Below are 26435 nucleotides of genomic sequence, written 5' to 3'. Positions count from 1 at the left end.
CTCTTCGACTGGATGCACCCTGCAAAAGAAGGTGTAGAGAGCGATCTTGAATCGCCTCAGCATCCAGTTCGAAGAGGGGGTGAGGTCATCAATCTCTACTGGCACAAATCCAGGATGACGACTTCATTGACATAGACGAAAAAAGATTCAGACGACAGCACGACGCCCTCGTCAGAAAGCCGTTGGAACAGTGATCGCTGATACTGACGAAAAACAGAAAGATCGGCTTCATGTTCAAACCACAGGCTGGAAGTGCCTTCGTATACCGTTATGTCCGGCCCGAAATAAGACGTCACTCGGTCACCCTCGGGCAGGTATCTGGAGCGAACGTGCCTGCGCAGCACTTTCTGGAAATCCGGGTATTGATTGGCAACAGCGTTGTGAGCTGAATCCCAAGCGGTGAAGAAGGTATCCAGTTGCACCGTTGGATTTTTTTTCAGGAAAACGATCGCTTTCCATGTGTGGGGGGCTGAACCGGTATTGGAAATCTCTACTTCATCCATCAACTGAGCGGCCTGTTTGGACAGGTCGGCGAAATTTTTTGCATCGGGTCCGACGGTTTGTTGGGTATAGGGATCGCTGAAGGTGTGGATCAAGCCTGACATATCGTCAAAAAATAATTCCGTGACGGAGTCTCGGTGAAATGTTTGTGTGTAGGCGCTATCGGAGTCCACCCCGAACGCCGAGTCGATGACATGGTTCTGCACGTATCGTTTGACACCTAGAGGTTTGACCCGGGCGATTTCTCCATGCTGGTGTTCTATATAGCTCAAGAACTCGGCATGAGTCATGCCGGGTTTCCGGCGTACGGCAGCTAGCATTTTAATCATGAGGGCACTCGCGTCTGGTTGGGGTTGAACACATCGAATACGGTTTTTGGCGGGCTGCACTCACCGTAATTTTTTAGAAATAAAAGATAAGACCAAGATCGCCCTCGAAACCAATCAGTGTTTCTGCTGGCAGGTATCGCGCAAAAACATGCTTGACGAGGGCCCACAGACCACGAGGCTGTTTCCGGTCAGCCACATCGTCTGCGCAGTGCAGAGCTCACGTTCCCTCGGTCCGGCGAAGGACCTCCCAGGCCTCAGTTGTCAGGAAAGGGCAACGACACAAGCCAGGCGCTGAAGGCCTTCAACGCCGGCAGGTGTTGGTATCGGCTCGCATAGACAAGGTAATAGCGGCGTCCACTTTCCATCGGTTCAAACAGCGCAACCAGGTCGCCGCTCTTCAGTTCATCCTGGACCAGGATTTGTGGAACCAGCCCAATCCCGATCCCCGCCGACACGGCTTGGATCAGGTGGGCCGTGAGTTCGAAGCTCGGGCCGGATCGCATGTTGCGGTGGTCGACGTTGTGCTTGTCGAACCAGTCCGACCAGGCCCCCGGCCTTGATACGACGTTCAACAAGGCATGCTCGGCAACGTTCGCCGGCGACATTGCCCGGTACTCGGGCAGTGCGGTCGGGCTGGCGATCACCACCAGCTTTTCCGTGAGCAATTGATGTGCAATGTAGCCAGGCCACTCCCCCGAGCCTGCGCAGATGATCGCGTTCATGTCGTGGGTGGAGGATTGAACGTCCTCGCGGATGATCCTCGAATGTATGTGCACCAGCAGGTCCGGGTGCCTGGCATAGAATTCATGCATCCGCGGCAGCAGCCATTTGGAACCCAGGGTTGGCAGCACGGCCAGGTTCAATGGGCCGCTGTCGTTCTTGTAGGCGATGGCCTGCAACGTTGCGCTTCGAATACGCCCCAATGCAGCCGCCAGCTCGTGCTGATACAGCGCGCCGGCGGCGGTCAATTCAATCTTTCGCCCTTCACGGCGGAAGAGTTCGATTTCAAGCTGCGCCTCCAAGGTCTGCACCTGTCGGCTGACGGCGCTTTGCGTCAGTGCCAACTCTTCCGCGGCCTTGGTGAAGCTGCAATGGCGTGCGGCGGCCTCAAAGGCAACCAGCAGCGACATCGAGGGCGTCAGTCGTCTAGGGTTCATTCATAAAGCTCATGCAAAAACAGCAGGAATTACGTTTGCTCCGACCGTATGGGAAGGCAAGAATCATTAAAGCCTTATGCAGCTGCTCGATACGTCCTGTACTGAGCATACGTAATGTGAATGCATAGATTAGCTTTTCAGCCTGTAGGAATACATCATGATTGCCCGGTTATCGCCTCCTGAACCCCAGAAAGCGACCTATGACGCTTTTCTGAATGCGCTCCAAGTGGCGGGGTTCCAAGGCGAGATTGCCCGCGACCATGGCGACCGGACGGTATTGGCCACCGACAATTCCATATACCAGCGCCTGCCCCAAGCGGCGGTATTTCCCCTGGATGAACAGGACGTGATGATCCTGTCGCGCCTGGCCGCCGAACCCGCGCACCGTGCGGTCGTGCTCACGCCACGCGGTGGAGGCACCGGCACCAACGGGCAATCGCTCACCGATGGTGTGGTGGTCGACCTTTCCCGCCATCTGAACCACATCCTGGAAATCAACGTCGAGGAGCGCTGGGCCAGGGTACAGAGCGGTGTGGTCAAGGATCAGTTGAACGCAGCGCTCAAGCCCTACGGTTTGTTCTTTGCCCCTGAACTCTCGACGTCGAACCGCGCAACCATTGGCGGCATGATCAACACGGACGCGAGTGGCCAGGGCAGCTGCACCTACGGCAAGACGCGCGATCACGTGCTCGAGCTTTCGACGGTGTTGCTGGGCGGTGATCGTCTCACCAGTTCAGCCGTCGACGCCGCGCTGTTGCCGGTGCTGGTCGAACGCCAGGATCGGGTGGGGAAGGTCTACCAGTGCGCGGTGGACATCGCCGATACCCAAGCCGAGCTGATCAGGGACACCTTTCCGACACTCAACCGTTGCCTGACCGGCTATGACTTGGCCCATCTGCGCGAGCCCGATGGGCGCTTCAATCTGAACAGCGTTCTTTGCGGCTCCGAAGGGTCCCTGGGCTTCATCGTCGAGGCCAAACTGAACGTCCTGCCTATCCCAAAATACTCCATCCTGGTGAACGTGCGTTACGCCGGGTTCATGGATGCCTTGCGTGATGCAAAGGCGTTGATGGCAATGAAGCCGCTGTCGATCGAGACCGTGGACTCGAAAGTGCTGATGCTGGCGATGAAGGACATTGTCTGGCACGGCGTCGCCGAGTATTTCCCTGAAGACCCTGATACGCCGACGCTCGGGATCAATCTCATCGAGTTCAGCGGGGATGACGAAGCGGCGGTTGAGCAGCAGGTTCATGAGTTCGTTCGGCACCTGCAGCGCGATGCTTCCGTGGTCCGCTTGGGCCACACACTGGCCATCGGCGCCGATGCGCTCAAGCGTGTCTATTCGATGCGCAAGCGGGCCGTGGGGTTGTTGGGCAACGTCAAGGGCGAGGCCAGGCCCCAGCCGTTTGTCGAAGACACCGCTGTTCCACCCGAACACCTGGCGGACTTCATCCAGGCGTTCCGTGCGCTGCTCGATGGCCATGACCTGCAGTACGGCATGTTCGGTCACGTCGACGCCGGTGTCTTGCATGTGCGGCCGATCCTCGACATGAAGGACCCGGCCCAGGCCGCCTTGATCCGGCCGATTTCCGATGCGGTCGCGGCCTTGACGCAACAGTACGGCGGACTGTTGTGGGGCGAACATGGCAAGGGCCTGAGGTCGCAATACGTGCCCGATTACTTCGGTGATCTGTACCCCGCGCTGCAAGCGCTGAAGGCGGCTTTCGATCCATTCAACCAACTCAACCCAGGCAAGATCGCCACCCCGAACACGCTGCCCGGCGCTCGATTGACCCGCGTCGATGAAGTGGACATGCGCGGTGCCCTGGATCGCACCATCGATGAACGTGTCTGGCAAAGCTATGACACGGCGGTTCATTGCAATGGCAATGGCGCGTGCTACAACTTCGACCCTGATGACGCCATGTGCCCATCCTGGAAGGCGACGCGCAATCGCATTCACTCGCCCAAGGGGCGGGCCTCGCTGGTCCGGGAATGGCTGAGGTTGCAGGGCGAGCAGGGTGTCGATGTACTGGCGGCCAGCGAACGGGTTCGAGGGGCTGGCGGGGCGCCGGGCCTTGCACGTCGGGCCGTGAATAGCCTGGCCCGGAAGATGGGGCAGCGGGATTTTTCCCATGAGGTCTACGAGGCCATGAGCGGTTGCCTGGCCTGCAAATCCTGCGCGGGCCAATGCCCTGTGAAAGTGAATGTGCCGGAGTTCCGCTCGCGTTTCCTTGAGCTTTATCACAGTCGCTACCTGCGTCCTCTCAAGGACTACCTGATTGGCTCATTGGAATACACGGTTCCGTATCTCGCCAAGATGCCGCGGCTGTACAACTTCGTGATGAGTGCCCGGCCGATCCGCTGGGGGCTTGAACGAGTCGCCGGGATGGTCGATAGCCCGCTGCTCAGCCTGGTGGATTTTGCCGCCGTGTGCCGGCGCTGGAACGTAGAGGTGGCAACTCCGCAACGCCTGGAGGCGCTTAGTGCTGAGCAGCGTGAGAAAAGTGTCATCCTCGTTCAGGACGCTTTTACCCGGTTTTTTGAAACGCCATTGCTCGTTGATTGGGTGGAGCTGATCTCGAGGCTGGGCTACCGAGTCTTCCTGGCCCCGTACGCGCCCAACGGCAAACCGCTTCAGGTGCAGGGTTTCCTGAAAGCGTTCGAGAAGGCCGCCAGCTTCAACGGCCAGACCTTGCTCAGCCTCCAGCGGTATCGAGTGCCGTTGGTGGGGCTCGATCCGGCGATGACCCTGGTCTATCGACAGGAGTATGCCAAGACACTGGATACCGGCAACGCTCCCCAGGTGTTGCTCGCGCAGGAGTGGCTGATGGATGCCCTGCCAGAAGATGCAGCAGTGGAGGAGGGAGAGCCTTACCACTTCCTGCCCCATTGCACGGAAAAGACCAATGAGCCGGGCAGCATCGGGCAATGGCAGAAGATTTTCCAGCGCATGGGCCTGACGCTTCACGTACAAGCCAGCGGCTGTTGCGGAATGTCGGGCACCTACGGGCATGAAACGCGAAACGCTGGAACGTCCGACACGATCTACAGGCAGTCCTGGAAACCGCTCCTGCAGAAACTCAATCGGTCGGGCAGGGTGGTTGCCGATGGGTACTCTTGCCGCAGCCAGGTGAAGCGGCAAGAGGGTGTGACGGTGCTTCATCCCCTGCAGGTTCTGTTGGCGCGGGTGAAAGAGATAGGCACAGATCCCCTGTGGGAGTGAGCTTGCTCGCGAAGGCGGTGGGTCAGGCAATGAAGTGTCGGCAAGGTGGGCCTCATCGCGAGCAAGCTCGCTCCCACATGGGGCTGGGTTAGGCCCGAGCCTTTCAACAGGCATAGATCTTCCCAATGGGGGCTGGGTATGGCCCGGCCTTGCGACTGGATGAAGGCTTTGTCGAGGTCGCCTGGTCTCAGGACGCGTTCTGCTGATAGGTGCAACCCACGTAGAGATCGCTGTCCTTGTTTTCGGTGGAGAGCACGCGCAGGGTCGCGCCGTTGTCGAGGTTGCGCTGGTAATCCACGTAGCCGTCGGTATCCAGCGTCTTTTCCAGTTTCAGGGTGCTGGCGAGCTTCTCTGCGTCGGCCTTCGGGCTGCTGCTTTTGGCCTGGAGAAAGAAGCTGAAGCGGTCGGTCATCACCAGGGTGGTCGACGACACGCCGTGCACCGTCAGCGCTGGGGTGGCTTGCCAGGCGGCACCGCCCCACGGGCTGTGCGCTTCATCCTTGGGGAGCGTCAGTTGCTCGGCGTCAACCAGGTTGTTGAACTCGCCCACCTGCTGCGCACTGGCCTGGCACTGCGCCAGAGCCTTGAACAGATCGCTGTGGCTCGGGCCAGCGGCCGAAACAGCGAAGGTGGACAGGCACCCGGCCAGGGCGACGAGACCAAGAGAGATTTTCATGCCTACATCCTTGTTCAGTTGAATAACAGGTGATGAATACCCGAAGTCAATGGCTGCAAGCATCGGGTATTGCTGCCTGGCTGCACGGGCCTGCGCTGCAGGTTGGAAGCCTGCCATTGCTGACTTGAATAGGCCATCAGGTTATCCCTGAGGGTGGACTGTCGTAGAAACCACTTTTTTGCTCATTTCTGGCACCGGTAGTCGGCGAGATAACGGTCGGCATGACCAACCCACAGGCCACCGCAGCACTGACGGCCTGTTGGCGGCTTACCGAGCCCAGCTTGCGTCGCGCATTGAGCAGGTGGAAGTCGATGGTGCGTTCGGAGCAGGTCAGGATGTGGCTGATTTCCCAGGTGGTCTTGCCTTCGCTGGCCCAGTACAGGCAGTCCATTTCCTTGGGCGTCAGGTCCTGGCGCGGTTGGGCAGGCCGTTGCAGTTGATGTCGTATCCCGGCGAGCAGGTAGGGAATGAGCATGAACAGTTGATAGACGGCAGGGTTGGAGACCCCTTTCTGTTCGGTGATCTGTGTGTCGTCGAAGGCCACGCTCAAGGTTCCCCTGAGCATTTCGTAGCGCAGTGGGATGCTCACGCCGCTGCGCAGGCCGTGTAGCTCGCGTTGCTCCCAGAAATGCCGGGAGCGTCCCCGGGCGCGCCGTCGTTCGCTGTCCCAGAAAAGCGGCACCAACTCGCGTCGACAGTGCCTGAGTATCGGGTCGATCTCGATCAACCCATCACAGCGGTAGTGTTCCAGCCAGCGTTTGGGAAAGGTGGTGATGAGACCAGCGAGAGGATCGGTATCCCCCGGCGTTGCCGGCCCGAGGCTGATGAGGTAGCTGCCGAAGCCGAGTTGGCGCAGCACTTTGTTCAGCAGGCGCTCCCAATCGCAACGGTTGGCATCCTTGGCGAGGCTCGTGAAGGCGGTCAGCGTAGCAGCACGCTCGGTCTGGGTCCGGCCGCAGGCGGGGGAGTGGTGTTTGTCCATAAACGGATCGCTCTAGTTGTAGCAGGAATGAAACAGTCGGAGTACAGGAAGGAAGGGGCGCATGCCCCTTCCGGATGGATCACTTGTGCACATGACACCGGATGAAGCTGCGGAACAGGTCCAGGCCGTTTTCGGTGAGGATGCTTTCAGGGTGGAACTGCACGCCCTCCACCGGCAGGTGGCGATGGCGCACGCCCATGACATAGCCGTCGTCCGTGGATCTGGACGTGATCTCCAGGCAGTCGGGTAACGGCTGCTCGCTGATCATCAACGAGTGGTAGCGGGTCGCCCGAATCGCATGTGCCTGGGTGTGGTCATAGACGCCCTTGCCGTCGTTCTCGATCGTGCTCACCTTGCCGTGCATCACGTGTGGGGCCCGGCAAACCTGGGCTCCGAAGGCCAGGCCGATGGCCTGGTGACCCAGGCACACACCCAGCAGCGGCAGGCGTCCTTGAAAGTGCCTGATCACTTCGATGTAGCCCACATCGGCCGGATGCCCAGGCCCAGGGCCCAGCACGCAGAAATCCGGTGAGAACGCTTCAATGCGCTGGATGAGGCCCGGTACGTCGTGACGCTCGACGTGGGTTTCCAGCCCCAGTTGTTCCAGGTATTGGCTGATGATGAAGACGAAGCTGTCATAGGCGTCGATCAAGAATACTTTCACAGTGCGATCTCCTGGCCGGTCACTGCCCGATAGACGGAACCCATCTTGTACAGTGTCTCTTTCCACTCAAGCTCTGGCACCGAATCGGCCACCACTCCGGCGGATGCACGCAAGTGGTACGTACCCTCATCGAAGACCGTCGAGCGAATGCACAATGCGGTGTTGACACTGCCATCGAAACCGACCAGGCCCAGGGCCCCGGCATAAATGCCCCGGCGGTTGCTTTCCATCCCTTCGATCAGCTCCATCGCTCTGACCTTGGGCGCGCCGGACATGGTGCCCGCGGGGAACGAGGCCTTGATCACGTCGAAAGCATCCAGGCCCGGGCGCAGCAAGCCGCGAACATTCGACACCATGTGGTAGAGGTGCGAGTACTCTTCCACTAGCATGAACTCATCGACCTCCAGCGAGCCGGCCTGGCACACGCGACCGATATCGTTGCGACACAGGTCGATGAGCATCAGGTGTTCGGCGCGCTCCTTCTCGGAACGGGTCAGCTCCAGGACCAACTGAGTCGGATCGACGCCAGGCTTCTTGCCCACGGTGCCGGCGATCGGGCGCATCTCGATCAAGTCGTCCTTGATCCTGACGAACAGCTCGGGGCTGGCGCCGATCAGGTCGATGCCGCCAACGTGGGCCAGGTACATGTAGGGTGAAGGGTTGCGCAGGCGCAGGTTCTGGTACACGTCGAACGGCGAAACCTGCGAGCGGATGCGAATCTCATGACCGAGCTGGATCTGGTAGACGTCGCCGGCGCGGATGTGCTCCATCGCCACTTCGACACGCTCGACGAATTGCTCCGGGGTCACCGTGCGCTCTTCCTCGAAGCCCTCGGGGTACGGTAGCGGGGCCAGCGCCTCGGATGCCGGGGTTGTGCTCAGGAAGGGGTAGTCCTCCAACGTGCGGGGCGACCAGAGATCGTGGTTATTGATCAAGGTTTCGACGATGCCATTGCTGTGGAAATAAACCAGGGTCTGATAGACCGACAGAGCAATGAGCGGGTAGTCGTAGGTCTGTTTGGCCAGATCGGGAAGTCGCTCGATCAGGCGAACGCAGTCGTAGGAGAAATAGCCGAAGAAGGCCAGGCTGGAAGGGGCATTGGATGCAGGTTGGAACGTTGCCTGGATCGCCCGGAGCAGGTTCCACGCAGCCTCGCTGTCGGGTAGATGGATCTTGTGTTCCGGATCGACCTGCATGCCCGCTTGCCGCAGGCTGGCGGACAAATGTTCACACAGGGCGGCGCAGCCTCGCAGTTGGGCCTGGCCCTCATTGATACACACTTCGAAAAGCGGTTCGAGCCCGACGATCGTCGCCCGGCGATCACGGCTTGGGCCGGACAGCGATTCAAGAATGAAAACAGACTCGCGACCCAGTTTTTCCAGTGCATTTGCATATATGCCAAGTGCATCCGTCGGTCGACGTTCTTCACGGCGAAGAACATTCACGCCAATTAAATTTTTATTCACGGTTAATACCATATTCAAGGTGTAACGATTCAGGCGCTCGATTAAGAGAGCGCCACGGAAATATAAAGCGCGCGGGCACTTTAAATACGTGTTGACGGATATTCTGAATAGACGGGACGGACGCTGTTCATGTCGCGCGCACTAAAAAGCTTGCAATGGATTGCAGCCAATTGTTGCGCAGGGCACAAGGCGCGAGCGCCTTCGATTTCAGAGGGGAAAGATCAGGACGTTGCTGGCAGGCAGCAGACAGACTCCGGTCTTCGCTAGATTAGCGACGCCAGATATTGCTTTTGAAGATGGCCAGAATGGCCCGGGAACAGCTGTCGGGATAGCTGTGGGAGGAACTGATAGCAGAAAGGTGATAGTACATTTTTAGACATCCCAGTCTTGGCTAAGCACTGCGGGAATAATTGGCAGTGCGGCGAAATTACCAGCGTGCCCTGGGGCTGTCAACTGCTGAGGGCATATTAATCTTTCATTCATTTCTGAATGTCGACGGGGCGAAGAGCTATCCCTGTGCGTATGTAATCGCGCGTGCTTTTAACAAGAAACTCGTGCGCGCACAACTGCGAGATAGCGCAGCTGGGTATTTATAAGTTCTGTTACTAACGTAGCGGCCGTTGAGTTCCAGTAACCCATCAAACCTGAGCGGCTGAAATGAAAGAGCATTTAGAGACATTCAAGAAGCGGTACGATCCGATTCATCATGCCTATTGGACCGACGTCCTCGGCGACACCGAGCTGGCGGCCTGGCACCAGGCACAGTTGCGGGAAGTGGTCGGCCACGTGAAGCGGTCCTCGCCGTTCTATTCCAGGCACCTTGCCCAGGTCGACGAGCGTTCGCTCACCTTGGATGACCTCGCCACCTTGCCATTCACGACCAAGGATGATCTGCGCGAAGCAGGCTTCGACATCTTGTCCGGCCCGCTGGAGGACAGCATCTTCTATTACGAGACCACGGGGACCACCGGGCCCGCCACGCCATGTCCGCGGGACCGCAAGGAGAGCTACACGAGCAATCGCCAACTGGCCATGGCTTACCAGGCCGTGATCGAAAAGCATTTCCCGGGCGAAAAGACCGTGGTCGGCATCATGGGACCTACCGAGGTCCATTCCTTCGGTGACACCCTGGGCGATGTCTGCACCCAACTCGACCTGTGTAATGCCAAGATCTGGCCGCACTCACCGGTGATCGGTTGGCCCAAGGCACTGCAACTGCTCAAGGACCTGCGGATCGGCGTGCTCGCATCGGCGCCGGGGCTCTTGCTGGCCATGGCCAAGGAAGCCGAGCGTCAAGGCTTGAACCCACGCGAGGACTTCGCCCTGCGCGCGTTCATGATGAGCGGCGAGCTGTGCACCCCTGCGTTGAAGAACAACCTCTACAGCCTGTGGGGCGCGCAGGCCTACAACAGCCTGTATGGCTCCCAGGAAGCGATGATCATCGCGGCCTGCAACGCCAACGACCAGTTGGTGCCGCATCGCCTCAACTACATCATCGAGGTGCTCGATCCCAAGTCCGGGGAAAGCCTGGGCTGCACCGGCGACGGTGAGTTGTGCGTGACCATGCTGATCCCTGGCAGCAAGCCGTTGATTCGCTACCGCACGGGCGATCTGGTCTCGATCCAGTCGCGCCCCAGCTATCCGCAATCGATGCGCCAGACCGTCAAGGTCGTCGGTCGGGTGAAGGATGCCGTGCAACTGAACGATCGCGCCTTCTCGGCCGCACAGATCGAGCAGGCGCTGCTTGAAGGCGTCGAACAATGCCTTGGTTACCAGATCATCCTCAGTCGCGCCAATGGTCGCGACACCGTCATCGCCAAGTTGGAAATGTCGCGCTTCTTCGAAGGCGATCGTGGACGTCTGGTGCTGCTGATCAAGGAGCGCCTGCGCGAACGGCTGGGGGTCGATGCCACGGTCATGGTGGTGGGCGATCTGGCCGAGCATGTGAACCTTGGCAGTTGGTTCAGCTGGAAAGAAGCGCGCATCGTCGATCAGCGCCAAGGCCAGTGAGGTCAGCGATGAGCCTGTCTGTTCGCGTGATTGACAATGCCAACGAACTGTTCGAGTCCGTCAGGCAACTCAGGAGTCGCTACCTGGGGATCAACCCGGCACGGGAGGATGACTTCGAGCGAAGGGAGCAGGTGCGCGACGCCTTGTCCTATCACCTGGTCTACCTGGACAAGGACGAAGTGGTCGGGACGTTGCGCGTCACGCCGCTGGGTCATGGCCTGAGCTTCGTCGAGCGAGCGGTCGACGTGCAGGCCTATTTCGAACAATCGACAGATGCCTTCGATGCCAATCGCCTGGTGCTGGACGAGCGATACCGAGGCGGTCGGCACCTGCGCATGTTTCTCCTGCAAGCGGCCATTTGGCTGAAAGCCAACACTCACCTGCGATTCATCTCGGCACTGTGCCGCGGCCAATTGGCTGCGCTCTATGTCGGCCTGGGCGGGCGCGTGCTGGTGGATGACGTTACCTGGACCGGGGAACAGGTCGAGCGGCGCTACAGCCTCGTGTACCTGGAACTCGAAAGTGTTTACCTCAATGTTAAAGGAGCCAATTGAAATGCAAGCATTCTTCAAGGAACTCGACGCTATCGTCGACGCGGGCTGGGCCCAGATCAAGCAGGGCGCCTACTGGAAATTCAGCCTGGACAACCCAACGCCGCCAGCCCTCTACCAACAGCTCATGCTGCAGGTCTACCACTACACCCGCTACAACTCGGTGAACCAGGCCGCCTGCGCCTTCAGTGCCGATCCAGAGGAAACGACGCTGTTGCGCTTTGTCTACAAGCACGCCTTGGAAGAGCTGGGCCACGAGCGCATGGTGCTGCGTGACCTGGAGTCGGTCGGGCTGTTGCCGCAAGCCATGCCGGCGCCCCTGGCGCCGACCCAGGCACTGATCGCCTTTCTCAACGATGTGGCCATCCGCAAGGGGCCGATCGCTCGCCTGGGTTACAGCTACTGGGCCGAGGACGTCTACGAGCATATCCAACCGATCCTGGAACGGTTCCGTGCCGACCTGGGCTTGAAGGATGAGCAGATGACCTTCTTCGTCGCCCACTCGACCATCGACGAGAAGCACGCCGAGGAAGTGCGTATGGCGATGCAGCGTGCGGTGAAGACCGAAGCAGATCGTCGTCAGATCAAGGAAGTGGCACGCGTCACGCTCTGGCTGACCGGGCAGTTGATGGAAGAGGCTTTGCGCGCCTACCTGGCTGGCGAAGAAGGGTTGCGGGAGGCATCCTGAATCATGAATCTGACCATCATTGTCGGGTCAAGCCGACCTTGTGGTGTCAGTGCACGGGTGGTGGCGCTGGTGCGCCACCACCTGGGCGAGGAGGTCGCGGTCGATGACATCTGGCTCAAGGATTACCGGATCGACTACTGCGACGCCGACAACGCCTGTTCCGGCCAGGACTGCCAAGTGCAGGACGACGTCGGGCAGTTGGTGGCGCGGCTGGACCGCGCCGATGCGGTGCTCTATCTCCCCGTCATGCATGCCTACGGCACCAACAGTCGCTTCCAGGCGTTTCTGGAGCGAGTCGGCTATGGCTTCCTGCGGCCTCGGGAGCGTCCGCTGCGCGACAAGCTCGCGGCGATTGCGGTCGTCGGCCGACGCTATGGACACACGGCGGTTTTCTCCCAGGTCGCGCTGAACGTGCTGCTCAACAAAATGATTCTGGTCGGCTCGGGATTTCCGCCGTGCTTCCAGACCCAACTGGCCCACGATCCTGAAGCGGAACAGGCCCTGCGCGAGACATTGGACCGGCTCTGCGAGCATCACTGTCGACTTAACCCCCCAGCACTTGCGACAGGCAAGCCGGAAAGAATCCTGCGGCCCATTCAATTTCAGAAGGGATAACTGTCATGCCATTGAAAGACTCATTGCTCGCGTTACTGGTCGCGTTTCTCTGGGGCGCGCAGGTCACTGCAGTGAAAATCGGCGGCGCCGAGTTGCCGCCTATCCTCATGGTCGCCATGCGCTACGCGATCATGGCGCTGTTTCTCCTGCCGCTGCTCAAGCGCGTCAAACGTGAACAGTTTGCGTCCGTGGCCCTGATCGCCACGATTACCGGGACCTTGCATTTCGGTTTGCTGTATTGCGGTATCGCTCGGGTAGACGCCTCTACCTCGGCGATCATTTATCAATTGGCGGCACCGTTTACCTTGGTCCTGGCATTCGCGTTATTGGGGGAAGTCCTGAAACTGCGGCTCCTGGCGGGCATCCTGCTGGCGTTCGCCGGTGTCCTGGTGCTACTGGCTACGCCATCGGCGGGCGGGACGTTCATCGGCATGTTGCTGGTGGCGCTGGCGGCCTTGGCATTCGCTGCCGGGTCAGTGTTGACCAAGCGTCTCGGACCACTGGATCCGCTGGCCTTGAGTGCCTGGACGGCGGTCATCGCCGCACCGCAGCTGTTGCTGTGGTCGTTCGTCCAGGAAGGCGAGCAATGGACACGCGTCTACACGGCCAGCGCCCAGGCGTGGTGGGCGGTGCTCTACACCGCACTCAGTGGTGGTCTGCTGGGGTTCGGTCTGTGGTTCTGGTTACTCGGCCGTAACTCGATGCAGCAACTGAGCCCGTACCTGCTTCTGGTGCCGGTGTTCGCGATCGCTGTCAGCCAGGTCATGCTCGCCGAAGGTTTCAGTCAGCGCCTGGTGATCGGCGCCGTGTTGACGCTGTCAGGCGTGGCGCTATGCCAACTGCGCCTGCCGGCAAGGTTCTTCCTCAGGGCCGGTAGCAAAGGGCAAGGAGTGGCGGATGAACCGCGTTGATCGATTGCTGCTCGGCACTTTGCGCCTGGTCCACCGCTGGCAGTTCGGTTTGAAACTGCGCTGGCACACCGGTAAACATGGACGCCTGGCCTATCTGCAAAGCCCTGCACGGAACCTGCGGACGACGCTGGTCATGCTCCACGGCTTGGGTGCCAGCAAGGACCAGTGGGGCTCTGCGATGCTGGGCATGGCGCGCCATCACCCTTGCGTTTTCGTCGACTTGCCGGGGCATGGTCAATCCGTGTACGAGGCGGGTGCCGGCTTTGGTCCCCTGGCAATGCTGGCGGAACTCGAAGACCTGCTGGATACCCTCGTCGAGGGTCCCTTCGTGCTGGTCGGCAGCTCTTTGGGTGGGTGCGTGGCCGGCCTGTATGCCGCCAAACACCCGCAGCGTGTCAGTCACTTGGTCTTGCTGGCGCCTGCCGGTCTGGGTGAGCAAGCGCTAGGCCCCACATTGAAAGCCAGCCTGCAAGGGGCGGGAACGGTGTTTGGCTATCGTACGGTCCAAGAGATGAAGCGCTTCTGGAGCCTGGTGTTCCAGGCGCCGCCCGAGGTAGGAGGGCGCTTGGCCCAGGCCATGGCGGCCAGCGGCAGGTCGAGGTTTGCCGCTGTGCAGCGGGTCGTCGAGGATTTCCGTCGCGAAGGCCTGGACGTGCTGCTCGAACGGTTGCCACAGATCGCTGCCAAGACGCTGGTGATTTGGGGCAGGCATGACCAGGTATTCCTGCCGGCGACCCTGGAGAACCTGCTCCAGCAACTGCCCGATGCACGCGGCGAGTTCATCGAGGACTCCGGGCATGTGCCCTATCTTGAACGGGGCGCCGATGTGGTGGCGGCCATCACAGGGTTCATTGCAACGTCCAGGGGGCAGGAGGAGTCGATCAAAGCCTGGCCGCCAAAGTCCCCTTTCTGACCTCCCATAGCCTCAACAGCCGGGTATAGCTGCCGTAACGTGCACCTGACTGCGCGCGAAGGAGCGTCCTGATGAACCGTAGAACCTTTATGCTCGGCACCGTGGGAGTGGGTGCGTTGATGGCAGGGGCAGGCGCGCTGTTGCGTCCGAGCGACCGGGGCAGTCCCTACAACGAGTACTTCCGCGCGCTGAACCAGGAGCTGAAGGCCCATGGGCCGATGCGGCCGGTGATGCTGATCGACCTCGATAGGCTCGATCACAACATCGATGTGGTCATGCAATCGGTCAAACGTGCCGGCAAACACTTGCGCCTGGTGGAGAAGTCCCTGCCGTCAGCGGGGTTGTTGGCGTACATCGCCAAACGGACCGATAGCCAGCGGCTGATGTCGTTTCACCAGCCATTCCTCAATCAGGATGCGGTGACCTTTCCCGAGGCCGACCTCTTGCTCGGCAAGCCTTTGCCGGTGCGCTCGGCCGAGCTGTTCTACCAGACCCACAAGGGTACCTTTGACCCTTCCAGGCAATTGCAGTGGCTGCTCGACACCCCGCAGCGGCTGATGGATTACCTGGCGTTGGCACAGGGCCTGGGCATCCGGATGCGGGTCAATATCGAGCTGGATGTCGGCCTGCATCGCGGCGGAGTCGCTGACCAGGCGGTGCTCGGCGAGATGCTGAGGCTGATCAGTGCCCATCCGCAGCATCTCGAATTTTCAGGCTTCATGGGGTATGACCCGTTTGTCGGCATGGGCGTGCCCCGGATCCTCGGTTCGTCCCAGGCGTTGTTCGACCAGGTGATGGTCATTTACAACGGTCATGTGAACTACGTTCGTGAGCATTTTCCGGCGCTTTGGCACAACGGACTCACACTCAATACCGCCGGCAGCCCCAGCTACCGCATACACGAACAGGAGCGCTTGAGCAGCGAGGTCTCGGTGGGGACGGCGTTTCTCAAGCCGACGCATTACGACTTGCCATCGCTGGCCGAGCATGTGCCGGCGGCCTTTATCGCAACGCCGGTGTTGAAGAGCACCGGGGCGGTCAATTTTCCCGCTTTGGATGACAAGTCCCGCTTGTTCTCCTGGTGGAACCCGAATCAGCGCGGGACATTCTTCATCTATGGCGGCAACTGGATGGCCGAGTTCGAGTCCCCCTCGGGGCTGCAAAGTAACGAACTCTATGGTCGCAGTTCCAACCAGGAAATGGTCAACGGCTCACCGGCCGTGTGGCTGAACGTGGAAGACCAGGTGTTTTTACGGCCGACCCAGACTGAGTCCGTGCTGCTGCAGTTTGGCGACTTGCTGGCCGTGCGCGGGGGGAAGATCGTCGAAACCTGGCCGGTGTATTGACCGGCGCTTCACCGGCGCAATCCTCCATCGTGCCTGGCCGGTAAAACGGTCGCTCAAAGCTTGCCGCGCAACAGAAACAGCACCAGCGCCACCAGGCAGGCCGTTGCCTGGATTCCACCCAGCGTCGTGACCGGTGCGAAGCTCAAGACCGAGGCCAGCCAGGTGGTCAGCGCAGCCGCGCCCATGGAGAGAAAACCCAGCAGTGCGGAGGCCATCCCGGCTTCTTTGCCGAAGGGGCCCATGGTGATCGCCGTGCCCAGCGGATTGGCCAAGCCCATGCCCCACAGGAAGGTGACCATCGAGAGGGCATACCACCACAGGCCAGGCACGGCCGGACCTGCCAGAAGCAGCCCACCGCCGATCATGGCGCAGGCGATGCCCAGGAGCGTGATGACTCGAGCACCATGACGATGGGCCAGGCGCGGGGCCGCCATGCCGGCGGCGAACACGACGAATACCGTAGAGGCGAAATACAGGCCGGTCTGCACCAACGTCAGGCCGATGCCTTGCATCAGGATGGCGGGCGCCGCCGCGAACGAGGCGAACAGGCCGCTCATCAGCAAGCTCATTGAGAGGGCGGGGAGGATGAAGCGCCTATCCAGTACCAATCGGCGATAGGCGAGCACCACGCTCTTGGCCGAGTGTGGCGCCCGGCGATCGGCGGGATGGGTTTCTCCGAGGTCGCGCACGTAGAAAAACGCCAGTACCACGGCGGCCAATCCCACCAGGATGAAGATGGCACGCCAGCCGAGCGTGACGGCCAGCACGCTGCCGGCTAACGGCGAAAACCCCGGCGCCGCAGCGGTGGCGATCATCGTCAGCGACAGGGCGCGGGCGAGCGTCTCGCCTTCGAACAGATCCCGCGCGATGGCGCGCGACAGCACCGAGGCCGCGCACACGCCCAGCGCCTGCACGACGCGTCCGGCGATCAGCACATCGAGGGTGCTGGCCAGGCCGGCGATGACGGTGCCGACGACGAACACCGACAGGCCGCCCAACACCAGTTTCTGGCGCCCGTAGCGGTCGGCCAGTGGCCCGACCACCAGTTGGCCCAAGGCGAATGTGATGAAGAAACTGGACAGCGTCAGGCCGAGCTCGCGAGCGGTCACGCCCAGGTCTTCACCGATCGCCGCAAACGCCGGGAGGATGATATTGGTGGAGAGCATGCTGATCGCCGCCAGGCCCGCGAGCAGCGCCACGACTTTGCCGGTCAATGGTTGTGTGGAGGCTTGCGGTTGCCTACCGGTGATCGCCAATGAAGGTCTGGCTTCCATACGTCATCTCCTGCGCGGGTGGAGGGCGTGCCTCAACCTGAGTCTGCGGCCCGTGGCGGTTCACATGATGGTCATAATATTTCGACCAAATATGATGATCATCATCTCGGGCGTCAAGCTAAATATTGGTGGTTCGAGTTTCGTGACAGGAATCATCCGCGCACTGTCTGCCACCGGACAGCTGATCAACAAGGTTGTCACCATGCAGGCATTTCCCGTGAACGAATGCATGTCTAACGTGCTGTAAATAAAAGACTTATTACTTGGCACGAATCGTGTTGATAGAGCAATGAGAAGCACTCGGAAGGGGTGCTGAATCTATCGAGCAGGAGTTCCCATGCCACGTGAAATTCGATTGAATGCCTTTGAGATGAACTGTGTGGGTCACCAGTCGCCCGGTCTCTGGAGGCATCCCAAGGATCGCGCCTGGCAGTACAAGGACCTGGATTACTGGACCGACCTGGCCAAGCTGTTGGAGCGCGGCAAGTTCGACGGCATCTTCATCGCCGATGTGATTGGTATCTACGATGTGCTCGGTGGTAATGGCGATGCGGCCATCCGCCAGGCGACGCAAGTGCCGGTCAACGATCCCTTGGCGTTGATCACGCCGATGGCGCTGGTGACCGAACACCTGGGCTTTGGCCTCACCGCCTCGCTGACCTTCGAACACCCTTATCCCTTCGCCCGTCGCCTGTCCACGCTGGACCATTTGACCAAGGGGCGCATCGGTTGGAACATCGTCACCTCTTACCTCGACAGCGGGGCGCGCAACCTCGGACAGAAAGCCCTGAGCGATCACGATGCGCGCTACGACTACGCCGACGAATACCTGGAGGTGCTCTACAAGTTGTTCGAAGGCAGTTGGGAGGAGGGCGCGGTGGTGCGCGACCGTGAGCGCGGCATCTTCAGCGACCCGAGCAAGGTCCACGAGATCCGCCACCAGGGCAAGCACTTCCAGGTGCCGGGCATCCACCTCTGCGAGCCGTCGCCGCAGCGCACGCCGGTGCTCTATCAAGCGGGAGCGTCGAGTCGTGGCAAGGACTTCGCCGCCGGCCACGCGGAATGTGTGTTCGTGGCCGCGCCGTCCAAGGTGATCCTGAAGAAGACCGTGGCCGATATCCGCCGGCGTGCTGCCGAAGCCGGACGCGATCCGCGCAAGGTGCTGATCTTCAACCTGCAGACGGTGATCGTCGACGAGACCGACGCCAAGGCCCAGGCCAAGTGGCGGGAACTGAAAACCTACAGCAGCTACGAGGGCGCGCTGGCGCTGATCTCCGGTTGGACCGGTATCGATTTCGGTCAGTACCGGCCCGACCAGGTGCTCAAGCACATCCATACCAACGCCATCCAGTCGGCCGTGGAAACCTTTTCTACCGCCGATCCGGGCAAGCAGTGGACCGTCCAGGAGCTGGCCGACTGGGTCGGTATCGGCGGCTTCGGCCCGTTGATTGTCGGCAGCGCGCAAACCGTGGCCGACGAGCTGCAGGCCTGGGTCGAGGACACCGATGTGGACGGTTTCAACCTGGCCTATGCCTTGGCCCACGAAACCTTCCGCGATGTGGTTGAGCTGCTGGTGCCCGAGTTGCAACAGCGCGGTGCGTACAAGACCGAATACCGCCCTGGCACCTTGCGCGACAAGTTGTTCGGCGACGGTCCGCGATTGCCCGCTAACCACCCTGGCGCCGGCTATCGGGACTTGAAGCGCCTCGCTCCGCGCAGCCGCCTCGCTGAACCGGCCCTGGCTGGTGAGGAGTAAGCGCATGAGTGTCCACGAACTCAATTCGCCGCTGCTCGACCGAGTGACGGACAGCGCCCTGGCGGCCTTGCAACGCTGGGCCAGGGAACGACCGACGCAGATCGCCCTGCGCCATCGGCGCCTCGGTCTCTGGAAGGCCTGGCGTTGGATCGATGTGCAGCGCGAGGTCGAGCGGGTATGCGATGGCTTGCGCCAGCAGGGCTTCGCCCCTGGCGCGCGGCTGGCCCTCAGTGGCGCCTTTGAGCCGAGCCTGCTGATCCTGGCACTGGCCGCGCGCCAACTGGGTGGGCACAGCGTGGTGATCGACCGCGACAGCCGGGGTGAGGATCTACAACGTCAGTTACGCCTGACCCGTCCGGCGTTCGCCTTTGTCCAGCGTCGCGAAAGCGTGTCGCACTGGCTGCAGTGCGGCCTGAATGAGGAATGGCCGCTGCGGCTGTATTCGGCCCAGGTCAACGTAGCGAATCGTGGTCTGTGGCAGGTGCAGTCGCTGTCGGTGCTGTTCGTCACCGAGGCGCCGACCGCGCAACGCCAGGGCTGGGCCCAGGTCGCCGAGGACGCGGTGGTGTGGGTCGATGAAGGCACCGAGTGGCGCGATGGCCTGGCCCACTTGTTCAGTCGCTGGCTGGAGGGCGGCGAAGGCTTGGCGTTTCCGGAAACGCGCGAGTCAGCCAGTCGCGATCGTCGCGAGATCGCCCCCACGGCCTTATTGCTGTCCGCGGTGCGAGTCGAATCGCTGGCGGCGGAAATCGAAGCTCGCCTGCCACTTCCCGGCAGTTGGCGCCGACGCCTGTGCGAATGGACCCTGGACGATCCGCGGCGTGGCCTGCGACGCTGGTTCAAGGCGCGGGTGCGACACCTGCTCGGCTTCCAGCGGCTGCGCCGGATCGAAGTGCCGAGCGCGCCCGCAGACGCGGTGCTGCAAGGCCCCGCACGCCAAGCGTGGTTACAGGAGTACCTGGAGCGAGCGGCATGAGTGCGCTGCTGGAGGTGCGCAACGTGTCGCTGTCGTTCCAGGGCGTGAAAGCGATTTCCGACCTTTCGTTCAGCGTCAAGCTTGGCGAGATCTGCGCGCTGATCGGGCCGAACGGTGCGGGCAAGAGTTCGCTGCTGAACATCCTCAACGGCGTCTACCGGGCCGACGCCGGCCAGTTGTTCTTCGCCGCCGAACCGTTGCGCCGCCCGCATCCGCTGAAGGCGGCGCGACTCGGTATCGGTCGGACGTTCCAGAACAATGCGCTGTTCAAGAAAATGAGCGTGGTGGACAACCTGCTCACCGGCCTGTCGCGCTTCCAACGGACGTTTTTTCTCGAACAGGCCTTGGGTTTGCCGCGTGCCCGGCGCGAGGCGCGGGCGTTCGCCGAGCGTGCCGAGCGGGTGCTGGAGTTTCTCGAGTTGCAGGCCTGGCGCGACGTCGCCGTGGGCAGCCTGGCCTACGGCCTGCAGAGGCGCGTGGAGCTGGGCCGGGCACTGATTGCGCAGCCGATGCTGCTGTTGCTCGACGAGCCGATGGCCGGCATGAACACCGAGGAAAAACAGGACATGAGCCGCTTCATCGTCGATATCAATCGTGATCTTGGTACCACGGTGATTCTCATCGAGCACGACATCCAGGTGGTCATGGGCTTGTCCAGCCACGTGGTGGTGCTGGATTACGGACGCAAGGTCGGCGACGGCTCGCCGGCCGAAGTACAGGCCAATCCCGATGTGATCGCTGCCTATCTGGGGACGCCTCGCCCATGAACTTCTTTCTGGAAACCCTGATCGGCGGGCTGCTGGCCGGCACCTTGTATTCGCTGGTAGCCATCGGTTTCGTGCTGATCTACAAGGCCAGCGGCGTGTTCAATTTCGCCCAGGGCGCCATGCTGTTGTTCGCCGCGCTGACCTTCGTCAGCTTGCGCGAACAGGGCCTGTCCTTTGCCCTGGCGTTGCTCCTGACGGTGTTGGTGATGGTCGTCGGTGCGCTGCTGATCGAGCGCCTGGTATTGCGGCCATTGGTCAACCGTTCGCAGATTACCCTGTTTATGGCCACCCTCGGCCTGTCGTTCATTATCGAAGGCCTGGCCCAAGGCTTGATGGGCGCCCAGGTGCGCGCCCTGGACCTGGGCATCGAGGACGTCCCGCTGTTCGTCGGCGAGATCATGATCAGCCAGTTCGACCTGATCGCCGCCGGGGTGTCCGCGCTGACCGTGGCGGTGCTGGCCCTGCTGTTCAACAAGACCCGCATTGGTGTTGCCCTGCGCGCCGTGGCCGACGACACCCGTGCAGCGCTGTCGCTGGGCATCAACCTCAACCGCATCTGGCAGATCGTCTGGGCCGTGGCCGGGGTGGTCGGGCTGGTCGCCGGGCTGCTCTGGGGCGCGCGCCAGGGCGTGCAGTTTTCGCTTTCGCTGGTGGTGCTCAAGGCGTTGCCGGTACTGATCATCGGGGGCTTCACCTCGATTGGCGGGGCCATCGTCGGCGGGCTGATCGTCGGCGCCGCCGAGAACCTCGCCGAGGCTTATATCGGCCCGCTGATCGGCGGCGGCATCACGCCCTGGTTCGCCTATTTCCTCGCCTTGATCTTCCTCTACATCCGACCGGCCGGCCTGTTCGGCGACCGGATCATTGAACGGGTATGACGCCATGACCGCTACTGTTCCGCGCCTGACTGCCAGCTTCGACGAGGCGCCCCTGACCCTGGTGCGCCGGCGCTGGCGGCCGGGCTTGCTGCTGTTGTTGCTGGTGGCCTTTGTCGGCCTGCCGTGGCTGGGCAACGACTATTGGCTCAACGCGATCCTGATTCCGTTCCTGGTGCTGTCGCTGGCCGGCCTGGGGTTGAACCTGCTGACCGGCTACACCGGCCAGACGTCGGTCGGCGCCGCCGGTTTCATGGCGGTGGGCGCGTTCGCCACCTACGGCCTGCTGCTGCGCGTACCCGGATTGCCGTTGCCACTGGCGCTGATCGGCGGTGGTTTGATCGCCGGGCTGGTGGGGTTGCTGTTCGGCATCCCCAGCTCGCGGATCAAGGGCTTCTACCTGATGGTCACGACGCTGGCCGCGCAGTTCTTCCTGGAGTGGGTGTTCGCCAAATTCCCCTGGTTCTACAACTACGCCTCGTCCGGCACCATCAGCGCGCCACGACTGGAGCTGTTGGGCCATAACCTGACCACCCCAGTCGGTCGCTACCTGTTGACCCTCAGTTGCGTGGTACTGCTGACCTGGATAGCGGCCAACCTGGTGCGCAGCCAGGTCGGCCGTAACTGGATGGCGATCCGTGACATGGACACCGCTGCCGCCGTGATCGGCATTCCTGTGGAACGCTACAAGCGCCTGGCCTTCGCGGTCAGTTCGTTCTACCTGGGCATCGCCGGGGCGCTCTGGGCGTTCGCCTACCTGGGCACGGCCAGTGCCGGCAGCTTCGACATCAACCGCTCGTTCCAGATTCTGTTCATCATCATTATCGGCGGCATGGGCAGCATCGCCGGCAGCTTCATCGGCGCGGCCTTCATCAGCCTTGTGCCGATCCTGCTCAGCCATGCCGGGCTATGGCTGTTCAACGGCAACGTCGACGCCGGGCAGTTGCAGAACCTGCAGAAGGTGCTTTTCGGCGGCCTGATCATCTGGTTCCTGATCAAGGAACCGGAAGGACTGGCCCGCCTGCTTGGTGACTTGCGCGAACGCATCAGGGTCTGGCCGCTGCGGTTCTGAGCGCCGACCCACGACCCAACAGACCTTGACCCGACCCAGGGAAAGGAGGTTTCCAACCGCCGGCCGTCATGACGCGGCCAGGCACTCAAACCGAGAAAGACAATCATGCATGCAACCTTCAAACGTCGTCTCGCCGCCATCGGCCTGGCACTCGGCGCCTGCGCGGCGCTGGTACCGGCTGCCCAGGCGGCCAACGAACAGTTCTTCCCGCTGGCCACCTACCGGGTCGGCGCCTATGCCTCCAGCGGCATTCCGGTCTGGGCCGGAATGATCGACTACCTGCGCTACATCAACGAGGTGGAAGGTGGCATCAACGGCGTCAAGCTGGTCTGGCAGGAGTGCGAGACCGAATGGACGGCGGAGAAGGGCATCGAATGCTACGAGCGCTTCAAGAACGGTCTCGATGGCGCGCCGGTGGCGGTCTATCAGCCCAACGGCGCACCGGCTGCCTACGCCCTCGCGGACAAGGCCGAGGCCGACAAGATTCCCTTGATCACCCTTGGCTATGGCCGTACCGAAGCCACCGACGGCAGGGTGTTCCCCTATAACTTCCCGGCCATGCTGACGTTCTACAGCGAGGCCTCGGCGTTCATCAACTACGTGGCCGAGCGCGAGGGCGGGCTGGACAAGCTCAAGGGCAAGAAAATCGCCACCGTCTACCACGACTCCGCCTACGGCCGGGAAACCCAGGGGCCGTTGGCGTTGCTGGCGCAGAAGTACGGCTTCGAGAACATCCAGATCGCGGTGGCCGATCCGGGTAACGAGCAGGCCGGGCAGTGGCGCCAGGTGCGGCAACTCAAGCCGGACTGGGTGTTCCTGCGGACCTGGGGCGTGTCCACACCGGTGGCGATCAAGACCGCGGCACGTTTCGGCTACCCGGTGGAACGCATCGTCGGCGACATCTGGGCCAGCTCCAACGAGGACGTGCTACCGGCCGGTGAGGCAGGCAAGGGGTATCTGGCATTGACACCGTACCCGGGCGGCGCCGACTTTGACATCCACCAGCGCATCCGCCAGCACATCCTCGATACCGGCAAGAGCGATCTCAAGGATCCGAAGAGTTTTGGCAGCGTCTACTACAACTCCGGCCTGGTGAATGCCGCCATTGCCGTCGAAGCGATCCGCACCGGGCAGAAGCATTTCGGCAACCGTCCGCTCAACGGTGAGGAAGGTCGCTGGGGCCTGGAGCATCTCGACCTCAACGATGCACGCCTCAAGGAAATCGGTTTTCTTGGGCTGATGCAGCCGCTGCGGTTGTCCTGCAGCGACCACGAGGGCGGCGGGGCGGCCAAGGTGCAGCAATGGGACGGCCAGCAGTGGAACCTGATCACCGACTGGGTCCAGGCCGATCGCGCCACGTTGCGCCCGTTGATCGATGCCAAGGCCGCCGAATACGCGAAAGAGAAGGGCGTGACCCCTCGCGATTGCCCGGCGCAGTGACCCTGCACACGGCTCGGTAAATCGAAACGCAACCGGGCGCGACTGCGCCCAAGGAGTAGGGAACCATGACCCTTGCGGCCCTTGCGGGCGCCGAAAGCAGCGAGTTGCTGGCGGTGCAAGACATCGAAGTGATCTACGACGGCGCGATCCTCGCCGTGGCCGGGGTTTCCCTGCGAGTCGGACAGGGCGATATCGTCGCCCTGCTCGGCGCCAACGGCGCGGGCAAGAGCACTACGCTCAAGGCCATTTCCGGACTGGTCCAGGCCGATCGGGCGCAGGTCAGCCGTGGGCGGATTGTCTTCCAGGGACAGGACACCGCCGGGGTTGCGGCCAATCTGCTGGCACGCCAGGGCATTGTTCATGTGCTGGAGGGGCGGCATGTGTTCGCCCACCTGAGCGTCGAGGACAACTTGCGCAGCGGCGGCTTCCTGCGCAAGCCGACGCGCCGGGAGCTAGAGCAGGATCTGGAGCGGATCTACGCCTGGTTCCCGCGGTTGAAGACCAAGCGCAAGACCCAGGCCGGGCTGACCTCGGGCGGCGAGCAGCAGATGCTTGCCATCGGCCGGGCCTTGATGACCCAGCCTCGACTGGTGCTGCTCGATGAACCCTCGATGGGGCTGGCGCCGATTCTCGTCGAAGAGATTTTCGCCATCGTCGCGCAGCTCAATGCCCAGGAGGGCGTGAGCTTTCTGGTGGCCGAGCAGAACATCAATGTCGCCCTGCGCCATGCCAGCTATGCCTACATCCTGGAGAACGGTCGGGTGGTGGGCAAGGGTGACGCCAGCGAGCTGGCGGCGCGGGAAGACCTCCAGCATTTTTACCTGGGTGGCAAGGCTCGCTGAGGAACTGTTCGCTGGGCAACAGTTCACCGACAGTTTGCCGCTCACGGGGCTTTCAAACGTACCCGGGTATTTCTTCAATACATTGAATATAAAGCGTTTTTAATATTGGTACGGGCTGTGCTTTAACGCTGGATGAACCCGTTATGCATGGAGTAGCACATGACCGCCTCACCGTCTTTCGATCTGCCTGGACAGGCCCATCCGGCACCGCGCAGTCCGGCTCACATCATCCGTAGCGACGCCGAGGCCATCGAGGTGGCGCAGCGCCTGGCCGAGGATTTCGCCCGCGAGGCAGCCTTGCGCGACCGCGAGCGACGGCTGCCCTGGGAAGAACTCGAACGTTTTTCCGCGAGCGGGCTGTGGGCGATCCGTGTGCCGAAGGCCTACGGTGGCGCCGAGGTGTCCTATGCCACCCTCAGCGAAGTGATTGCGATCATTTCCGCTGCCGATCCGTCCCTCGGCCAGTTGCCGCAGAACCATTTCGGTGTGCTCAGCAACCTCAGCCTGACCGGCAGCGAGGAGCAGAAGCGCCGCTACTACGCCAAGGTGCTGCAGGGCTATCGTTTCGGCAACGCCTTTTCCGAAGCGCGCAGCCAGTACGTCACCACCTTCCAGACGCAGATCCGCTTCGACGGCGACACGGCCGTACTCGACGGCGAGAAGGCCTACTGCACCGGTGCGTTGTTCGCTCACATCGTGCCGGTCGCCGGGGTGGACGAGGCGGGGCACGTGCATATCGCCTTCGTTCCACGGGATGCGGCGGGCCTGACGGTGATCGACAGTTGGGATGGCTTCGGTCAGCGCATCACCGCCAGCGGCCAGGTGCGCATCGAAGGTGTACGGGTACCGGCGAGCGACGTGGTGCCGGCCTGGAAGGCCTATGACCAACCCACCTCAGACGGCCCGATCTCGCAAATCATTCAGGCTGCGGTGGACACCGGCATTGCCCGTGGCGCGTTCGCCGAGACCTTGCGCGTAGCGCGCCAGGCGCGGCCATGGGTAGACAGCGGGCTGCAACACGGCTGGCAGGACCCGCTTGGCCAGGCGCTGATCGGCGAGTTGGCCTGGCGCCTGCAAGCGGCCGAAGCGATTCTGCGTCGCGCGGCGCGCGCGGTCGACCGGGCCGTCGCCGAGCCCAGCGAGGAACGGGTTGCTGAAGCTTCGGTGATTGTCGGCCAGGCCAAGGTGTTGTCCACCGAGATTTCCCTGGAGGCTTCCAGCCGTCTGTTGGAGTTGGGCGGCACCCGCAGCGTCTCGGCCAGCCAGGGGTTGGACCGGTTCTGGCGCAATGCGCGGACCCACACTCTGCACGATCCGGTGCGCTGGAAATATCACTTGGTCGGCAATCAACTGCTCAACGGCATCAAGCCGCAACGTCATTCCTGGAACTGAGGTATC

At 61.7% G+C, this 26435-nt stretch carries 24 protein-coding genes; 17 read left to right on the top strand and 7 right to left on the bottom strand.

All coding sequences use genetic code 11. The annotated features are described in order from the left end of the window. Positions 1-95 precede the first annotated feature (95 nt). Entirely contained in the window at positions 96-830 is a 735-nt protein-coding gene (locus tag BM321_RS20325) for an EthD domain-containing protein (RefSeq protein ID WP_092444308.1), read from the bottom strand. 254 nt (positions 831-1084) lie between these two features. Continuing rightward, positions 1085-1987: a LysR substrate-binding domain-containing protein gene (locus BM321_RS20320; protein WP_092444306.1), complete on the bottom strand. Its 903-nt coding sequence runs from the start codon at positions 1985-1987 to the stop codon at positions 1085-1087. A 157-nt stretch (positions 1988-2144) separates the two neighbouring features. On the opposite strand from BM321_RS20320, the gene BM321_RS20315 reads away from it, so the two are divergent. Further along, positions 2145-5213: a D-2-hydroxyglutarate dehydrogenase YdiJ gene (locus tag BM321_RS20315; RefSeq protein WP_092444304.1), complete on the top strand. Its 3069-nt coding sequence runs from the start codon at positions 2145-2147 to the stop codon at positions 5211-5213. 187 nt (positions 5214-5400) lie between these two features. Here the strand turns inward: BM321_RS20315 and BM321_RS20310 are convergent, their stop codons facing one another. The 4 genes from BM321_RS20310 to BM321_RS20295 form a co-directional block, all read right to left on the bottom strand. Beyond that, positions 5401-5889: a hypothetical protein gene (locus BM321_RS20310; RefSeq protein WP_092444302.1), complete on the bottom strand. Its 489-nt coding sequence runs from the start codon at positions 5887-5889 to the stop codon at positions 5401-5403. Between the two features lie 136 nt (positions 5890-6025). After that, positions 6026-6871: a helix-turn-helix transcriptional regulator gene (locus BM321_RS20305; RefSeq protein WP_256573454.1), complete on the bottom strand. Its 846-nt coding sequence runs from the start codon at positions 6869-6871 to the stop codon at positions 6026-6028. Positions 6872-6950: 79 nt separating this feature from the next. Beyond that, the gene (locus BM321_RS20300; RefSeq protein WP_092444300.1) at positions 6951-7535 is read right to left on the bottom strand and encodes an anthranilate synthase component II; all 585 of its coding nucleotides are present in this window, start codon (positions 7533-7535) and stop codon (positions 6951-6953) included. Further along, entirely contained in the window at positions 7532-9013 is a 1482-nt protein-coding gene (locus tag BM321_RS20295; RefSeq protein ID WP_175534953.1) for an anthranilate synthase component I family protein, read from the bottom strand. Before BM321_RS20295 ends, BM321_RS20300 begins: the two co-directional genes overlap by 4 nt. Before the next feature lie 645 nt (positions 9014-9658). Between BM321_RS20295 and BM321_RS20290 the strand changes: the two genes are divergently transcribed. The 7 genes from BM321_RS20290 to BM321_RS20260 all read left to right on the top strand — a co-directional run bounded on the left by BM321_RS20290 (position 9659) and on the right by BM321_RS20260 (position 16035). Beyond that, positions 9659-11011 (top strand): phenylacetate--CoA ligase family protein, encoded by a 1353-nt coding sequence (locus BM321_RS20290; protein WP_092444296.1) that lies wholly within the window; start codon positions 9659-9661, stop codon positions 11009-11011. An 8-nt stretch (positions 11012-11019) separates the two neighbouring features. Further along, the gene (locus BM321_RS20285) at positions 11020-11565 is read left to right on the top strand and encodes a GNAT family N-acetyltransferase (RefSeq protein WP_092444294.1); all 546 of its coding nucleotides are present in this window, start codon (positions 11020-11022) and stop codon (positions 11563-11565) included. A 1-nt stretch (position 11566) separates the two neighbouring features. Then, positions 11567-12250 carry an iron-containing redox enzyme family protein gene (locus BM321_RS20280; RefSeq protein WP_063321722.1) on the top strand — a complete coding sequence of 228 codons (684 nt, stop codon included), beginning with the start codon at positions 11567-11569 and terminating at the stop codon, positions 12248-12250. 3 nt (positions 12251-12253) lie between these two features. Next, positions 12254-12865, top strand: a complete 612-nt coding sequence (locus tag BM321_RS20275; protein WP_092444292.1) for a flavodoxin family protein — start codon at positions 12254-12256, stop codon at positions 12863-12865. Between the two features lie 5 nt (positions 12866-12870). Beyond that, on the top strand, positions 12871-13776 hold the full coding sequence (locus BM321_RS20270) for a DMT family transporter (protein WP_092444291.1): 906 nt from the start codon (positions 12871-12873) through the stop codon (positions 13774-13776). Further along, positions 13763-14689: an alpha/beta fold hydrolase gene (locus tag BM321_RS20265; protein ID WP_092444289.1), complete on the top strand. Its 927-nt coding sequence runs from the start codon at positions 13763-13765 to the stop codon at positions 14687-14689. Before BM321_RS20270 ends, BM321_RS20265 begins: the two co-directional genes overlap by 14 nt. Before the next feature lie 140 nt (positions 14690-14829). After that, positions 14830-16035: a DSD1 family PLP-dependent enzyme gene (locus BM321_RS20260; RefSeq protein WP_175534952.1), complete on the top strand. Its 1206-nt coding sequence runs from the start codon at positions 14830-14832 to the stop codon at positions 16033-16035. 53 nt (positions 16036-16088) lie between these two features. Here the strand turns inward: BM321_RS20260 and BM321_RS20255 are convergent, their stop codons facing one another. After that, positions 16089-17309 carry a multidrug effflux MFS transporter gene (locus tag BM321_RS20255; RefSeq protein ID WP_092444286.1) on the bottom strand — a complete coding sequence of 407 codons (1221 nt, stop codon included), beginning with the start codon at positions 17307-17309 and terminating at the stop codon, positions 16089-16091. 91 nt (positions 17310-17400) lie between these two features. On the opposite strand from BM321_RS20255, the gene BM321_RS30580 reads away from it, so the two are divergent. The 9 genes from BM321_RS30580 to BM321_RS20210 all read left to right on the top strand — a co-directional run bounded on the left by BM321_RS30580 (position 17401) and on the right by BM321_RS20210 (position 26429). Continuing rightward, positions 17401-17556, top strand: coding sequence for a hypothetical protein (locus BM321_RS30580; RefSeq protein ID WP_175534950.1), 156 nt, complete (start codon positions 17401-17403; stop codon positions 17554-17556). A gap of 90 nt (positions 17557-17646) precedes the next feature. Then, positions 17647-19065 carry an LLM class flavin-dependent oxidoreductase gene (locus BM321_RS20245; RefSeq protein ID WP_092444282.1) on the top strand — a complete coding sequence of 473 codons (1419 nt, stop codon included), beginning with the start codon at positions 17647-17649 and terminating at the stop codon, positions 19063-19065. A 4-nt stretch (positions 19066-19069) separates the two neighbouring features. Then, the gene (locus tag BM321_RS20240; RefSeq protein WP_092444281.1) at positions 19070-20041 is read left to right on the top strand and encodes an AMP-binding protein; all 972 of its coding nucleotides are present in this window, start codon (positions 19070-19072) and stop codon (positions 20039-20041) included. After that, positions 20038-20808, top strand: a complete 771-nt coding sequence (locus tag BM321_RS20235; protein ID WP_092444280.1) for an ABC transporter ATP-binding protein — start codon at positions 20038-20040, stop codon at positions 20806-20808. The genes BM321_RS20240 and BM321_RS20235 overlap by 4 nt, the downstream gene beginning before the upstream one ends. After that, positions 20805-21686, top strand: a complete 882-nt coding sequence (locus tag BM321_RS20230; protein WP_060742781.1) for a branched-chain amino acid ABC transporter permease — start codon at positions 20805-20807, stop codon at positions 21684-21686. The genes BM321_RS20235 and BM321_RS20230 overlap by 4 nt, the downstream gene beginning before the upstream one ends. A gap of 4 nt (positions 21687-21690) precedes the next feature. Beyond that, positions 21691-22755: a branched-chain amino acid ABC transporter permease gene (locus tag BM321_RS20225; RefSeq protein WP_060742780.1), complete on the top strand. Its 1065-nt coding sequence runs from the start codon at positions 21691-21693 to the stop codon at positions 22753-22755. A gap of 105 nt (positions 22756-22860) precedes the next feature. Then, positions 22861-24195 carry an ABC transporter substrate-binding protein gene (locus BM321_RS20220; RefSeq protein WP_092444278.1) on the top strand — a complete coding sequence of 445 codons (1335 nt, stop codon included), beginning with the start codon at positions 22861-22863 and terminating at the stop codon, positions 24193-24195. 65 nt (positions 24196-24260) lie between these two features. Then, a complete protein-coding gene (locus BM321_RS20215; protein WP_092444276.1) occupies positions 24261-25037 on the top strand; it encodes an ABC transporter ATP-binding protein in 777 nt (258 codons plus the stop codon). A gap of 159 nt (positions 25038-25196) precedes the next feature. Beyond that, positions 25197-26429 carry an SfnB family sulfur acquisition oxidoreductase gene (locus BM321_RS20210; protein ID WP_092444274.1) on the top strand — a complete coding sequence of 411 codons (1233 nt, stop codon included), beginning with the start codon at positions 25197-25199 and terminating at the stop codon, positions 26427-26429. Positions 26430-26435: the final 6 nt, after the last annotated feature.

It is taken from the genome of Pseudomonas sp. NFIX10 (genome assembly GCF_900111955.1).
Classification (GTDB): Bacteria; Pseudomonadota; Gammaproteobacteria; order Pseudomonadales; family Pseudomonadaceae; genus Aquipseudomonas; species Aquipseudomonas fluorescens_AA.
This window is presented reverse-complemented; position numbering and strand designations above follow the sequence as displayed.

Excerpts from the sequence above, each read along its gene's own strand:
- BM321_RS20310 (WP_092444302.1), bottom strand. The coding sequence starts at position 5,889 with ATGAAAATCTCTCTTGGTCTCGTCGCCCTGGCCGGGTGCCTGTCCACC.
- BM321_RS20220 (WP_092444278.1), top strand. The coding sequence starts at position 22,861 with ATGCATGCAACCTTCAAACGTCGTCTCGCCGCCATCGGCCTGGCACTC.
- BM321_RS20240 (WP_092444281.1), top strand. The coding sequence starts at position 19,070 with ATGAGTGTCCACGAACTCAATTCGCCGCTGCTCGACCGAGTGACGGAC.
- BM321_RS20225 (WP_060742780.1), top strand. The coding sequence starts at position 21,691 with ATGACCGCTACTGTTCCGCGCCTGACTGCCAGCTTCGACGAGGCGCCC.
- BM321_RS20280 (WP_063321722.1), top strand. The coding sequence starts at position 11,567 with ATGCAAGCATTCTTCAAGGAACTCGACGCTATCGTCGACGCGGGCTGG.
- BM321_RS20290 (WP_092444296.1), top strand. The coding sequence starts at position 9,659 with ATGAAAGAGCATTTAGAGACATTCAAGAAGCGGTACGATCCGATTCAT.
- BM321_RS20255 (WP_092444286.1), bottom strand. The coding sequence starts at position 17,309 with ATGGAAGCCAGACCTTCATTGGCGATCACCGGTAGGCAACCGCAAGCC.
- BM321_RS20235 (WP_092444280.1), top strand. The coding sequence starts at position 20,038 with ATGAGTGCGCTGCTGGAGGTGCGCAACGTGTCGCTGTCGTTCCAGGGC.
- BM321_RS20210 (WP_092444274.1), top strand. The coding sequence starts at position 25,197 with ATGACCGCCTCACCGTCTTTCGATCTGCCTGGACAGGCCCATCCGGCA.
- BM321_RS20315 (WP_092444304.1), top strand. The coding sequence starts at position 2,145 with ATGATTGCCCGGTTATCGCCTCCTGAACCCCAGAAAGCGACCTATGAC.
- BM321_RS20285 (WP_092444294.1), top strand. The coding sequence starts at position 11,020 with ATGAGCCTGTCTGTTCGCGTGATTGACAATGCCAACGAACTGTTCGAG.
- BM321_RS20275 (WP_092444292.1), top strand. The coding sequence starts at position 12,254 with ATGAATCTGACCATCATTGTCGGGTCAAGCCGACCTTGTGGTGTCAGT.
- BM321_RS20325 (WP_092444308.1), bottom strand. The coding sequence starts at position 830 with ATGATTAAAATGCTAGCTGCCGTACGCCGGAAACCCGGCATGACTCAT.
- BM321_RS20270 (WP_092444291.1), top strand. The coding sequence starts at position 12,871 with ATGCCATTGAAAGACTCATTGCTCGCGTTACTGGTCGCGTTTCTCTGG.
- BM321_RS20295 (WP_175534953.1), bottom strand. The coding sequence starts at position 9,013 with ATGGTATTAACCGTGAATAAAAATTTAATTGGCGTGAATGTTCTTCGC.
- BM321_RS20245 (WP_092444282.1), top strand. The coding sequence starts at position 17,647 with ATGCCACGTGAAATTCGATTGAATGCCTTTGAGATGAACTGTGTGGGT.
- BM321_RS30580 (WP_175534950.1), top strand. The coding sequence starts at position 17,401 with ATGATGATCATCATCTCGGGCGTCAAGCTAAATATTGGTGGTTCGAGT.
- BM321_RS20320 (WP_092444306.1), bottom strand. The coding sequence starts at position 1,987 with ATGAACCCTAGACGACTGACGCCCTCGATGTCGCTGCTGGTTGCCTTT.
- BM321_RS20265 (WP_092444289.1), top strand. The coding sequence starts at position 13,763 with ATGAACCGCGTTGATCGATTGCTGCTCGGCACTTTGCGCCTGGTCCAC.
- BM321_RS20215 (WP_092444276.1), top strand. The coding sequence starts at position 24,261 with ATGACCCTTGCGGCCCTTGCGGGCGCCGAAAGCAGCGAGTTGCTGGCG.
- BM321_RS20305 (WP_256573454.1), bottom strand. The coding sequence starts at position 6,871 with ATGGACAAACACCACTCCCCCGCCTGCGGCCGGACCCAGACCGAGCGT.
- BM321_RS20230 (WP_060742781.1), top strand. The coding sequence starts at position 20,805 with ATGAACTTCTTTCTGGAAACCCTGATCGGCGGGCTGCTGGCCGGCACC.